The sequence below is a fragment of the Saccharothrix sp. CCNWYY140 genome, assembly GCF_037401995.1.
Lineage (GTDB): Bacteria > Actinomycetota > Actinomycetes > Mycobacteriales > Pseudonocardiaceae > Actinosynnema.
Map to the genome: position 1 here is coordinate 203,201 of NZ_JBBEGC010000003.1, position 12,156 is coordinate 215,356.

The window sequence follows — 12,156 nt, forward strand, 5'->3', positions numbered from 1 at the left end:
TCAAGGTCCTTCCGGTCGGGGGGTGAAGGCTTCGCGCAGCTGCACCCGCAGGCGGAGCACGTCGAGGTCCACGGTGCGCTCGGGCCACCGCGCGGTGATGCGGTCCCAGTTCGCGCCCAGCACGCCGGCGTCGCCCCGGGCCAGCAGCACCGCGGGCGGGCGGCCCGCGCGCCACCGGGGGTCGCGCATCAGCGCGTACCGGTCCAGCAGGGCGGCGGTGGCCTCCGGTGTCCACGGCGCGGGCAGCTGCGAGCAGGCGTGGTCGAGCAGGTCGTAGTTCCAGTTCTTCGACACCTCGGCCACGGTGCGCGCCCCGAGGTCCGGCGGCAGGGTGGCCAGCATCTCCAGCTGCTCCATGCCGGTCAGCGCGCGGGTGGCCGCCACCGCCCACGGCCCGGCGTCCGCCGCCAGCCGCAGCCGCTGCGCCACGCCCCGCAGCAGCGCGGACGCCCACGGGCTGCGCTCCAGCTCGCGGGCCGCGCCCAGGTCGTCGGTGCCCAGCCGCTGCGTCCAGTGGCTCGGCGGCACGCTCGCCGCCGCGCCCCGGATGCGGCCCGCCACGCCGCTCTCCGACCCGTCGCGCAGCAGGTCCCGAGCCTCCTCGGGCTCGGGGTCCAGGGCCGTCCACAGCTCGTCGCTCTGCACGTCGAAGCCGTCGGTGGTCAGCCACAACCCCCGGTAGAGGCGTTCGGCGGCCCGCTGGGACAGCCGCGAGGACGGCAGCGCCCGCAGCAGCTGCACGGCCTCGTCGTGGACGCCGACCGCCCGGTCGTCCAGGACCTCCTCGAGCAGCGGCTCGTCGTCCTCGGACAGCGCCGCGGCCAGTGCGCCGACCAGCACCTGCCGGTCGGTGGCCCGCCGCTGCACGGCCAGCTGCTCGGCGATGAACTCGCGCGTGCCCGCCGGGTCGTGCCGGCGCGCCCGGCGCAGGGCGGTGAGCCGGCTCTGGCCCGGCAGGTCGAGCACGTCGGCCAGGTCGACGTCGGCCGGTGTGGCGTCGGTGGCCCACGACCAGACCGGCCGCAGCCCCGCGAGCCACCGGCCGCGCGCGCCCAGCACCCCGGACACCGCCTGCCGCAGACCGGGGTGACCGGTGGCCATCGTGAGCAGCGCGGGCAACTGCCTGGGCTCCGCGACGAACCCGCCCGCCGCCGCCAACCCGCACCACTCGGTGAGCAGCACCTGGTCGTCCAGCGCCACGACCTGCGCCAGCACACCCCGCGCCGCCGGCCCGGGCACCCGGTCGGCCGACTGCGGCGCCGGCTCCAGCAGGGGTGTGTCCACGGTCGGCGGGAGTTGCGCGCCGTGCGCGGCCAGGCCGAGCGCGGCGCACCGGTCCAGCAGCTCGGTGGGGCTGGTGCGGGCGCGGTGCGCGCCGACCAGCAGTGCCTGCACGGTCTCGTCCCACGCGGCGCGCGTGGCCGCGGAAGGCCCTGGCGCGCTCCCCGCCGCGTCTGGCGTGCCCGCGGAAGGGCCTGGCGCGCTCCCCGCCGCGCCGGGGGTGGTCGCGGCAGCGTCTCGCGCGTTCCCCGCTGCGGCGGGCGTGGCCGCGGAAGGCCCTGGCGCGCTTCCCGCTGCGCCTGGCGTGGTTGCGGCGGCGTCTCGCGCGCTCCCCGTGGGGTCTCCCGTGGTCCGGGCTGCGCCTGGCGTGCTCGCCCCGGTGGCTCGCGTGCTCATCCCAGCACCTCCGGCACCCCGCCGGGCTCCGCGACCGCGCCCAGGCGGAGGTCGCGCCCGTTCCACAGCCCCCACGCGTCGAACGGCGCACCGCCGGTGATCGCCACCGCCTGCTCCAGCGCCAGGTCACCGCGCACCGGCAGGCCGCGCCCCGCGGCGTCCACCACGTGCTTGAGGTCGGCGGTCAGCCGCACGCCGCCGCACCCCAGCGGGTGGAGCCGCAGCCACGGGTCGCCGAGCAACTGGGGTTCCAGCCCCGCCAACGCCTCCCGCCACGTCCCGGGCACCGGCACCGGCACCGGATCACAAGGCTCCACTTCGCCCACGGCCACCCGGTGCGGCGACGATCCCGGGTACGGGTGCACCACCCCCTGCACCTCCACCCCGTGCGGCAGCGCCGGAACCGGCCGCGCCCCACCGGCCGCGTGCTTCACCGCGACCACCCAGCCGTGCTCCCGACCCCACAGCCACTGCCGGACCGTGCGCACCAGCCCGTCGTCGGACTCCAGCCGCAGCAGCGGCAACCAGCGGTCCGACCAGGTCTCGCCCGCCCGGACCTCCTCCTCGGCCACCGAGAACCCCAGCCGGCGGCGCACCACGTCCGACGGTGTGTCCGCCAGCCGCGCCAGCAGGTGCAGGCCGCCCAACCGGTCCGCCGCGTCGTGCGCCCAGGACGGCCCGCCCGCGGCCACCACGGACCGCAGGTCGTCCACGGCCGACGCCAGCCCCTTGGCCTGCGCGTCCACCATCCGCGCCCCGATCGAGTGCCACCACCCGCCGTCGCGCGCGGGCAGGCCCGCGATGCCCGCGCCCGCCACGTCGGCCAGCCAGTCGGTCAGCCCGGCGACGCCGCCGCGCACCGCCTCGGCCCGGTTGCGGGCCGTCTTCTCCTTCGCCCGCGCCCGCCGCTCGACCGCCTCCGGCGAGTCGTCCAGCGGTCGGGCGGTCTGCTGCCGCCTGTCCAGCCACTCGACTACCCAGTCGGGTGGATCACCGGCCGGGAACGGCTCCCGCGCGTCCCGCAGTTGCAGCGCCAGCGCGTGCTTGCACGGGAACTTCCGCGACGGGCACGAGCACTTCGACGCCCGGTCGCCCAGGTCGACGCACACCCGGTACGGGTTGGCCCCGCTGCCCTTGCACAGCCCCCACAGCGCCTCGTCGCTGCGGCCGGTGCCGGTCCAGCCGGACGACCCCGCCAGCCGGGTGGCGCTGCTCGCCACCTGGCTGTCCGGGGCCAGTCCCAGCACCGCTTGTGCGTCCATGCCCACGACGCTAGCGGCGAGCACCGACAAAAAGACGATCACCCGCCAGGAAGATTCCCGACGAGGGGATCAGTCCAGGTCAGGGCCTCGCTTCGCCCACGACCACGCGTACTTGCGGTCCTCGGACGCCAGCGCCGCCTCGCCCAGCTCCAGCGGCCGGAAGGTGTCCACCATGACCGCGGTCTCGTCGAAGTAGTCCACTCCCAGCGACGCCTCTACCGCACCCGGCTGCGGTCCGTGGGTGCAGCCCGACGGGTGCAGCGACAGCGACCCGATGCCGATGCCCGAGCCCTTGCGGGCCTCGTAGTTGCCGCCCACGTAGAACATCAGCTCGTCGGAGTCGACGTTGGCGTGGTTGTAGGGCACCGGGATCGCCAGCGGGTGGTAGTCGACCTTGCGCGGCATGAACGAGCACACCACGAAGTTCGGCCCTTCGAACGTCTGGTGCACGGGCGGCGGCTGGTGCACGCGGCCCGTGATCGGCTCGAAGTCGCGGATGTTGAACACCCACGGGTACAGGCAGCCGTCCCACCCGACGACGTCGAACGGGTGGTTGGCGTAGGTGAACCGGGTGAGGCCGGCGCGGTGGCGCACCAGGACCTCGACGTCCTCGCCGTCCACCAGCAGCGGCTCGGCCGGCCCGCGGATGTCCCGCTCGCAGTACGGCGAGTGCTCCAGGAACTGGCCCTTGGCCGACAGGTAGCGGCGCGGCGGGCCGATGTGGCCCTTGGCCTCCAGCACCAGGACGTTCATGGGCTGGGACGGCACGACCCGGTAGGTGCACGACGTCGGCAGGACCACGTAGTCGCCCTCGGCGACCGGCAGCGCGCCGTAGATGGTCTCCACGACCCCCTCGCCGGTCTGCACGTACAGCAGCTCGTCGCCCGCCGCGTTGCGGTACAGGGGGCTGGGGGTGGTGGCGCGGACGAACCCGATCGTCACGTCCTGGTTGCCGAACAGCCGCCGCCGCCCGGTGACCGCGTCCACGTCGTCGGACCAGGTCAGGTCCTGCGTCTTGAAGGCGCGGGGCTTGAGCGGGAGGTTCGGCTCCAGCGCGCCCCGGTCGTCCGCGACGGTCTCCGCGTTCACGATCGCGGTCGGCAGGTGGCGGTGGTAGAGCAAGGCCGAGTCGGCCGAAAAGCCCTCCACGCCCATCAGCTCTTCCGCGTACAGGCCGCCGTCCGGTGTGCGGAACTGCGTGTGGCGCTTTCGGGGGATCTCCCCGACTTGGCGGTAGTACGCCATCGTTCTCTCCGGGCGTTCGATAAACGGACATCTTTGTTCATTGACCGGTACGCCACTAGCGTGTCAGCCGTGTCAAGCGCCTTCGAACTCCGTGCGCCCGGTCCCCGCGGCACTCCGCCCCTGCTCGCGCGGCTAGTCGACGACGCCGCGCTCTTCCCGCCGGGCAACGCGACCATGCCCGACGCGGTCCGCGGCCACCTCGACGCGAGGGCCGGCGAGTGGGCCGGCGCGGTGGGGCTCTTCCTGTGTCCCGCGTCACGCCTGGCCGAGCTGATCACCGAGTTGATCAAGGTCAAGCCGGTGAAGCCGGTCGCCCTGTCCCTCGTCATCGACACCGGTCTGGGCGGCGTGCCCAAGGCGGTCTCGATCGTCGAGTCGCGCAGCGAGCTGCTCGCGCTGCGCATGGTCGAGATGCCCGCCCCGTCCGACGTGGACGAGGTGTGGCTGGAGCGCGTCTCGGAGTTCGTCCCCGAGGACGTGATCCGGGTCGTCGAGCCCCGCCGGGGCGGCCCCGAGTGGCTCGACGGCGTCCGCCGCGTCATCGAGCACGGCAGCTGGCCCAAGCTGCGCTGCGGTGGCCTGAGCAAGGAGAACTTCCCCAGCGTGGACGAGGTCGCCGACTTCCTGGCGGTGGTCTCCGGCGGCGGGGTCGCGTTCAAGGCGACCGCGGGCCTGCACCACGCCGTCCGCTACACCGACAGCGAGACCGGGTTCACCCACCACGGTTTCCTCAACCTGCTGGTCGCCACCGCCCGCGCCCTGTCCGGCGGCGACGTGCGGGCCGCGCTGGCCTCCTCCGACGCCCAGGCGCTGGCCGCCGAGGCCGGCGAGCTGTCCGACCAGGCCGCCCACGCCGTGCGCGGCGTGTTCGCCTCCTACGGCTCGTGCTCCCTGGACGAGCCCGTCACCGACCTGGAAGAACTGGGCCTGCTGTGAGCTGGATCGAGGACCCGGCGTTCACGCCGGACGCGCCCTTCGGGCCGCAGACCCTGCCCTACGGCGTCGTGGCGGGCGGCATCGCCGTGCGCGTCGGCGACCGGGCACTGCTCCTGCGACCCCTCGCCGACCACTTCGGGGAGCGCCTGGCGCCCCTCGTGGCGGCTCCGACGCTCAACCCCCTGCTGGCCGCCGGCCGGCCGGTGTGGAGCGAGCTGCGGGCCAAGCTGGTCGAGCTCGTCACCGCCACCTCCGCGCCGCGCGGCGCCGAGCTGGTGGACGTCGAGGGCGCGGTGCTGCCGTTCGAGGTCGCCGACTACGTGGACTTCTACTCGTCGCGCCACCACGCGGAGAACGTCGGCCGGATGTTCCGCCCCGACGGCGACCCGCTGCTGCCCAACTGGACCCACATCCCGATCGGCTACCACGGCCGCGCGGGCACGGTGGTCGTGTCGGGGACGCCGGTGGTGCGGCCGGAGGGTCAGCGCAGGTCCTCGGACGGGCCGGTGTTCGGGCCCAGCCGGCGGTTGGACATCGAGGCCGAGGTCGGCTTCGTGTGCGGCGGCCCGGTGGCGTCCCGGCTGTCGCCGGCCGCGGCCGTGGACCACGTGTTCGGCGTGACCCTGGTCAACGACTGGAGCGCGCGGGACGTCCAGGCCTGGGAGTACCAGCCGCTCGGGCCGTTCCTGGGCAAGTCGTTCGCCACCTCGGTGGGCGCGTGGATCACGCCGCTGGAGGCGTTCTCGGCGGCCCGCGTCACCCCGCCGCCGCTGGGCAACGACGTGCTGCCGTACCTGGTCGAGGACCGGCCGTGGGGCCTGGACATCCGCATCGAGGTCGAGTGGAACGGCGAACTGGTGTCGCGCCCGCCGTTCCGGACCATGTCGTGGACGTTCGCGCAGCAACTCGCGCACCTCTCGTCCAACGGCGCTACGGTCAGGCCGGGTGACCTGATCGCGTCGGGCACCGTGTCCGGCCCGGAGCGCGACCAGCGCGGCTCGTTCCTGGAGCTGAGCTGGGGCGGGCAGGAGCCGGTCGCGGTCGGGGGCGCCGAGCGCACGTTCCTGGAGGACGGCGACACGGTGCGGATCACCGCGACGGCCCCCGGCCCCAACGGGTCGGTCGTGGGCCTGTCCGAGGTGGTCGGCACCATCTCGCCCGCGGTGTCGGATGCGGTTGCAGTTTCGGGCTCGGGTTCGGAAGGGTAGGACGCCGGTGGCCAGACCAGACCCGCGCGGCAAGCTGCCGCTGCCCGCCGGGTCCAAGGAGAGCTCGCTGACCCTGGAGCGGGGCCTGGCCCTGCTCCAGGCGGTGGCGGACGCCGAGTCGGAAGCCCCGTCGATCAGCGAGCTGGCCGCCGCCATCGGCGCCTCCCGGGCGGCCGTGTACCGGCTGCTGGTGCCGTTGCAGTCGCGTGGCCTGGTGCGCCGGGAGGGCTCGAAGGTCCGGCTGGGCCTGGGCGTGCTGCGCCTGGCGTCCAACGTCCTGCCGCAACTGCGCCTGGCCGCCCAGCCCGCCCTGCGGACGTTGGCCGAGCAGGTGGGCGCGACCGCGCACCTGACCGTGGCCGACGGGACGGAGGCCCAGGCGGTGGCCGTGGTGGAACCGTCCTGGACGGCCTACCACGTGGCGTACCGGGTGGGGTCGCGCCACCCGGTCCACCGGGGCGCGGCGGGCAAGGCCATCGGCCTGTCCCCGGAGGGTCGCCAGTGGGTCCACTCGACGGGCGAGTTGCAGCCGGGCGCGTTCGGCGTGGCCGCACCCGTGCGCGGTGTGCCCGGATTGCGGGCCAGCGTGGGCGTGGTGGCCCTGGAGAAGCTCGACGGCGACGTGGTGGGGCCCCAGGTGGTCCGGGCGGCTCAGGAGGTCGCTGACGCCCTGCGCTAGGCGAGGGCCTGCCACAGCGCCAGGACGGCGAACACCGCGAAGATCGTCCCGCTCACCCGTTGGATCAGGTGCGTCGGGATGCGCGCGGCGATCTTGCGGCCCACCAAGACCGCGATCCCGGCCACCGTGACCAGCGCCAGGAACGCGCCCAACCCCACGAACACCGGGGTGCCGTAACGGGCGGCCAAGGCGGCGGTGCCCAGTTGGGACGCGTCGCCCCACTCGGCCGCGAACAAGACGCCGAAGGACGTCAGCGCCGCCCGGCCGAAGGAGACCGCCGGGGCCGAGGAACCGCCGTCGGTGTCGTCCTCGTCCTTCGCGAAGCTCTCCTTGAGCAGCAGGAACGCCCCGACGCCGAACAGCGCCGCCACGATCCCCGCCACCACCCGATCCGGGAGCAGGGTCAGCACGCCGCCGAACGTCGCCGCCACCACGCACTGGATGGCGAACGCGGCCGTGACGCCGACGAACACCGGTAGCGCCCGGTAGCGGGTGGTCAGGACCAGGGTGGCGACCATTGTCTTATCGGGTAGTTCGGCCAGGAAGATGATGCCGAACGCCGTCGCCAGCGCGATGAGTTCCGGTGCCACGAGTACCTCCACGTCCGTGAACCCGGACGGAGGCAGCACGACCCCGACCGGGCGTGTTGCGCTGCCCGGCCGGAGGTCTCGTTCGCCCGTTCACGAGAACGGGTGAGGGACCGGATCCGCTCGAAGGCGGGATCAGTGTGTCGATCACCTCGCCGTGATCGTCCGAAGTGCACGATCGCGGGAACTACTCCCCTCTGGCGGAACCTATCCTAGGTCACGCATATGAGCAGGTCGACGTGACGCCGGACGCATCCGCTCACCGCCAGGTGGACCTCGGGCGGACACCGTGCTCGCGGGCGTTCAGCACGGTCGGGCGGGCGAAGGCCCACAGCCCTTCCACGACCTCCTGCAAAGTCGTGGCCAGGTGCAGGGGTCCGTCCGCCGCGTCGCCCAGAAAGTCGCGCAAGGACCGGCGAAGGGCCTCGCGACGCAGGGCGGCCGGCGGGTGGCTGGTCGCGAGCGGGACCTCTTCGGTGCCGGTCCGCAGCAACTGCATGGCCCGCGAGAACACGTCCATGAGGGTGAAGTAGAAGTCCGGCCCGGCCGCGTAGCCGAGGGTCAGGTCGTAGCCTGCGCGGATCGTGGGCGGGATGGCGTACTCGACGCCACGGACGTCCGCCTCCAGTTCCTGCTTCCAGCTGTAGAGGACCTCCTCGGGCAACTCCTCCGCGTCATCCCCGCCGATGTCCATGCCGGCCACCAGTCGCCGTTCGCCCAGGTGCCGGGAGACGATGTGCCCGTACTCGTGGCCCAGGACGAAGAACTCCAACGCGTTGCGGAAGATCCTGGTCAGCGCCTCGCGCTTGCGGCTCTGGAGGTACTGGCGGGCGAAACCCGGCCGACCGGTCACGGCGTAGCCGAGCAGGACCTCGACGAACCGCGCCGCGAGCCGCGGCTCGGCTTCCAGCGCTGCCCGGATGTGCGCGGTGTCGAGGTCGAAGGACAAGCGGCCGTCGTCGAGTTCGCCGAGGGGGAGCGCCTCGACGACGGCCTTCGCGGCGAGGTGCGCGAACAGGATGAGCTGGCTCTCGAACAGGACGAGGTGTTCACCGGTCCCCGGGACCAGCATCGTCCGGGCGTTGACGTCCCCGTGGGGGAGCGTGCCGAGCAGCGGGCGGTCCGGGAGGGGCACCCCCGCCTCCCGGCACGCGGCTTCGACCCGGTCGGCGACGTCCCGGAGGATGCTGATCATGAACGGGTCCTCGTACTTGCTCAGGACGTTCCCCGCGGCGGCCTCCAGGGCCTGCTCGGCGGCCTCCCGCACGACCCGGGCCTCCTCCGGTGGCAGCCCGTCGCTGTGCAGCTCGTGGATCTGGCGCACGATCCGGAGGTTGGTGGGGTCGCGCGTCACGTCCTGCTCACCGGGCGGCGGGAGACCCGCCGTCCGGTACACGGCCTCGTAGAGGCTGTCCAGGAACGTCGACGCCTTCACACCGGCCCCCCGCCCGACGCCCGCTCGACGGCCACGCTGCCGATCTCGCCCACGGCCGACTCGACGACCCCGGCCACCTCTGCGGCGCCGGCTTCCGGCATCCCGGTGAGCACCTGCACGACCGCGTCGATCGCTTGGCCGAACAGGCCGCGCGGCTCCTTCACCTCGACGGACACCTTCCCGTCCACCGTGTGGATCACGATCAGCCCGTACACGACGTCCTTCGACCGGTACAGCGGCCGGGGCGCGCCGGGACGCAGGTCGACCACCTGGCCGCCTTTCACCCGGTCCACCAGGTGGGTCACGGTGCCGACCGCGAGCGCCGAGCCGAGCAGGACCAGTGTCACGGTGAGCACCGGTTCGAGGTCGCGGGTGTCGACCGGCTGCACGAGCACGCCGTGCTCCGCGGCGATCCCGGTGACCGCGTCCAGGTCGTCGCGGTCCACGATGACGACGCTCGAAGTGTTGTCGCTCAAAGCCATCCCCTCCTCCTACGAGGCCTTGACCGGTAGTTCGGGTGGGGTGGGCGGCCCGTTAGCCGTTCACCCGGACGGGGGTGGGGGGACCTTGGTCCCGGGCCGGACGGGACCGTCGTACCTGAGCGGGACCCGCTCCTCCGACTTACCGTCGTCGCCGTGGACGTACTCGACCTGGCGCGGTGGCAGTTCGGCATCACCACCGTCTACCACTTCCTGATGGTGCCGCTGACGATCGGCCTGTCGCTGCTCGTCGCGGGCATGCAGACGGCGTGGGTCCGCACGGGGGACCGCAAGTACTACGCGATGACCAAGTTCTGGGGCAAGCTCCTGCTGATCAACTTCGCGATGGGCGTGGTGACCGGCATCGTGCAGGAGTTCCAGTTCGGCATGACCTGGAGCGCCTACTCGCGGTTCGTCGGCGACGTGTTCGGCGCGCCGCTGGCGATGGAGGGCCTGGTCGCGTTCTTCGTGGAGTCGACCTTCCTCGGCCTGTGGATCTTCGGCTGGGACCGGCTGCCCAAGAAGGTCCACCTCGCCTGCGCCTGGGCGTTCTCCACGGCCACGATGGCCTCGGCGTACTTCATCCTGGCCGCCAACTCGTGGATGCAGCACCCGGTGGGCGTCGAGCTGGTCGACGGCCGGCCGCGGCTGACCTCGATCTGGGCGGTGCTGGGCAACAACACCGTGCTGGCCGCGTTCCCGCACACGATCTTCGGCGCGTTCGCCGTGGCCGCCTCGTTCCTGGTCGGCATCGCCGCCTGGCACCTGTGGAAGCGCTCGGCCGACGGCCCGGTGTGGCGGTCGTCGGTCAAGCTCGGCACGTGGGTCGGCGTGGTCGCGTTCGCCGGGCTGGCGATCAGCGGCGACGTCCAGGGCAAGCTGATGTTCGAGCAGCAGCCGATGAAGATGGCCGCCGCCGAGGCGCTGTGCCACACCGAGCAGCCCGCCGCGTTCTCGGTGTTCGCGGTCGGCGACGTGTCGCGGCCGGACTGCGAGAACGTCAAGAGCATCACCGTGCCCGCGCTGCTGTCGTTCCTGGCGCACAACGACTTCACGTCGGAGGTCAAGGGCATCGAGGAGCTGGTCCCGATGTACCAGGCCAAGTACGGCACGAACTACCCGGTGGACGAGCGGCTGGGCGAGCTGTCGGGCAAGCCCATCGACTACGTGCCGCTGCTGCCGGTGACCTACTGGGGCTTCCGGCTGATGATCGGCTTCGGCGCGATCGCCGCCGGCGTGGGCCTGTTGATTCTGTGGCTGACGCGGGGCGGGCGGGTGCCGACCGGGCGGTGGTTCCGGCTGCTGGCGCTGGGCAGCATCGCGACCCCGTTCCTGGCCAACAGCTTCGGCTGGATCTTCACCGAGATGGGACGGCAGCCCTTCGTCGTCGTCCCGAACCCGAGCGGCGTGGACGGGGTGTGGATGTTCACCGCGCGCGCCGTGTCGAACTCGACGGTCGGCGAGGTGCTGACGTCGTTGATCGCCTTGACGCTCGTCTACGGGGTGCTCGCGTGCGTCGAGGTGTTCCTGGTCCGGCGGTACGTCCGCGGCGGTGTCGCGGGCGTGCTGCCGGACCACAAACCGGACCAGGCCGATCGCAAAGACGACGACGTCCTGTCGTTCGCGTACTGAGGGGTTGTCGTGGAGACGTTCTGGTTCTGCGTGATCGCCCTGCTGTGGCTGGGCTACCTGTTCCTGGAGGGCTTCGACTTCGGCGTCGGTATGCTGCTGCCGGTGCTGGGCCGTGACGAGACCGAGCGGCGCGTGCTGATCAACACGATCGGGCCGGTGTGGGACGGCAACGAGGTGTGGCTGCTGGTGGCGGGCGGCGCGACGTTCGCCGCGTTCCCCGGCTGGTACGCCTCGCTGTTCAGCTCGGCCTACCTGCCGCTGGTGCTGTTCCTGCTGGCCCTGATCGGGCGCGGGGTGGCCTTCGAGTACCGCGGCAAGGTGGACTCGGCGCGCTGGCGGCGGGTGTGGGACGCGGTGATCTTCGTCGGCTCGTGGGTGGCGACGCTCGGGGTCGGGTTGGTGTTGACGGCCAACGTGTTCGGGCTGCCGCTGGACGCCAACGGCGACCGGGTGGGCTCGCCGTTCGCGGCGGTGACGCTGGAGTCGTTGTTGGGCGCGTTGGCGATCGCCGGGTACGCGCTGGTGCACGGCGCGGTGTTCCTGTCGCTGAAGACCGAGGGCGAAGTGCGGGAACGTGCCCGTGCGGTGGCGTTGCGGATCGCACCGGTCGCGTTGCTGCCGCTGGTCGTGTTGCTGCTGTTGGTGCAGCTGCGGTTCGGGAGCGTGTGGACGTACGCGGCGGCGATCGGTGTCGCGTTGGCGGCTTTCGGTGCTCTGGCGCGGTTGGCGCTGCGGCGTGAGGGGCAGGCGTTCGCGTTGATGGGCGTGGCGGTGGCGTGTGCGGTGGTGGCGTTGTTCGGTGCGCTGTACCCGAACGTGCTGCCGTCCACTTTGGACCCAGCGTTCTCGTTGACGGTGGAGAACGCCGCTTCGAGCCCTTACACGTTGACCGTGATGACGTGGGTGGCGGCGTTCGGGACGCCCGCGGTGCTCGTGTACCAGGGGTGGACGTACTGGGTGTTCCGCAAGCGCATCGGGACGCGGCACATCCCCAAGGTGCACGTGCCCCAGTAAGC

Annotated in this window: 11 protein-coding genes; 5 read left to right on the forward strand and 6 right to left on the reverse strand. The window is 72.7% G+C overall.

Annotated elements, in window-relative coordinates:
* The 3 genes from WBN91_RS03375 to WBN91_RS03385 form a co-directional block, all read right to left on the reverse strand.
* Positions 1 to 1,677, reverse strand: coding sequence for a DUF5691 domain-containing protein (locus WBN91_RS03375; RefSeq protein WP_443217654.1), 1,677 nt, complete (start codon positions 1,675 to 1,677; stop codon positions 1 to 3).
* A complete protein-coding gene (locus WBN91_RS03380) occupies positions 1,674 to 2,939 on the reverse strand; it encodes an SWIM zinc finger family protein (RefSeq protein WP_337722524.1) in 1,266 nt (421 codons plus the stop codon). The genes WBN91_RS03375 and WBN91_RS03380 overlap by 4 nt, the downstream gene beginning before the upstream one ends.
* A gap of 69 nt (positions 2,940 to 3,008) precedes the next feature.
* A complete protein-coding gene (locus WBN91_RS03385; protein ID WP_337722525.1) occupies positions 3,009 to 4,184 on the reverse strand; it encodes a homogentisate 1,2-dioxygenase in 1,176 nt (391 codons plus the stop codon).
* 69 nt (positions 4,185 to 4,253) lie between these two features.
* On the opposite strand from WBN91_RS03385, the gene WBN91_RS03390 reads away from it, so the two are divergent.
* Genes WBN91_RS03390 through WBN91_RS03400 form a run of 3 tightly spaced genes read left to right on the forward strand, consistent with a single transcriptional unit; the run spans position 4,254 to position 7,007 of the window.
* On the forward strand, positions 4,254 to 5,120 hold the full coding sequence (locus tag WBN91_RS03390) for a hypothetical protein (RefSeq protein WP_337722526.1): 867 nt from the start codon (positions 4,254 to 4,256) through the stop codon (positions 5,118 to 5,120).
* Positions 5,117 to 6,328, forward strand: coding sequence for a fumarylacetoacetate hydrolase family protein (locus WBN91_RS03395; RefSeq protein ID WP_337722527.1), 1,212 nt, complete (start codon positions 5,117 to 5,119; stop codon positions 6,326 to 6,328). Before WBN91_RS03390 ends, WBN91_RS03395 begins: the two co-directional genes overlap by 4 nt.
* A gap of 7 nt (positions 6,329 to 6,335) precedes the next feature.
* Positions 6,336 to 7,007 carry an IclR family transcriptional regulator gene (locus WBN91_RS03400; RefSeq protein ID WP_309110133.1) on the forward strand — a complete coding sequence of 224 codons (672 nt, stop codon included), beginning with the start codon at positions 6,336 to 6,338 and terminating at the stop codon, positions 7,005 to 7,007.
* Here WBN91_RS03400 and WBN91_RS03405 read toward each other — a convergent pair.
* The 3 genes from WBN91_RS03405 to WBN91_RS03415 form a co-directional block, all read right to left on the reverse strand.
* Entirely contained in the window at positions 7,004 to 7,597 is a 594-nt protein-coding gene (locus tag WBN91_RS03405; protein ID WP_337722528.1) for a TMEM165/GDT1 family protein, read from the reverse strand. The genes WBN91_RS03400 and WBN91_RS03405 overlap by 4 nt on opposite strands.
* A 256-nt stretch (positions 7,598 to 7,853) precedes the next feature.
* Positions 7,854 to 9,029, reverse strand: a complete 1,176-nt coding sequence (locus WBN91_RS03410; RefSeq protein ID WP_337722529.1) for a hypothetical protein — start codon at positions 9,027 to 9,029, stop codon at positions 7,854 to 7,856.
* Complete coding sequence (locus tag WBN91_RS03415) at positions 9,026 to 9,511, reverse strand: hypothetical protein (protein WP_337722530.1); 486 nt, start codon at positions 9,509 to 9,511, stop codon at positions 9,026 to 9,028. The genes WBN91_RS03410 and WBN91_RS03415 overlap by 4 nt, the downstream gene beginning before the upstream one ends.
* A 153-nt stretch (positions 9,512 to 9,664) precedes the next feature.
* On the opposite strand from WBN91_RS03415, the gene WBN91_RS03420 reads away from it, so the two are divergent.
* Together WBN91_RS03420 and cydB are read left to right on the forward strand one after the other, a co-directional pair.
* A complete protein-coding gene (locus WBN91_RS03420) occupies positions 9,665 to 11,140 on the forward strand; it encodes a cytochrome ubiquinol oxidase subunit I (protein ID WP_337722531.1) in 1,476 nt (491 codons plus the stop codon).
* Positions 11,141 to 11,149: 9 nt separating this feature from the next.
* On the forward strand, positions 11,150 to 12,154 hold the full coding sequence (gene cydB, locus WBN91_RS03425) for a cytochrome d ubiquinol oxidase subunit II (RefSeq protein WP_337722532.1): 1,005 nt from the start codon (positions 11,150 to 11,152) through the stop codon (positions 12,152 to 12,154).
* Positions 12,155 to 12,156: the final 2 nt, after the last annotated feature.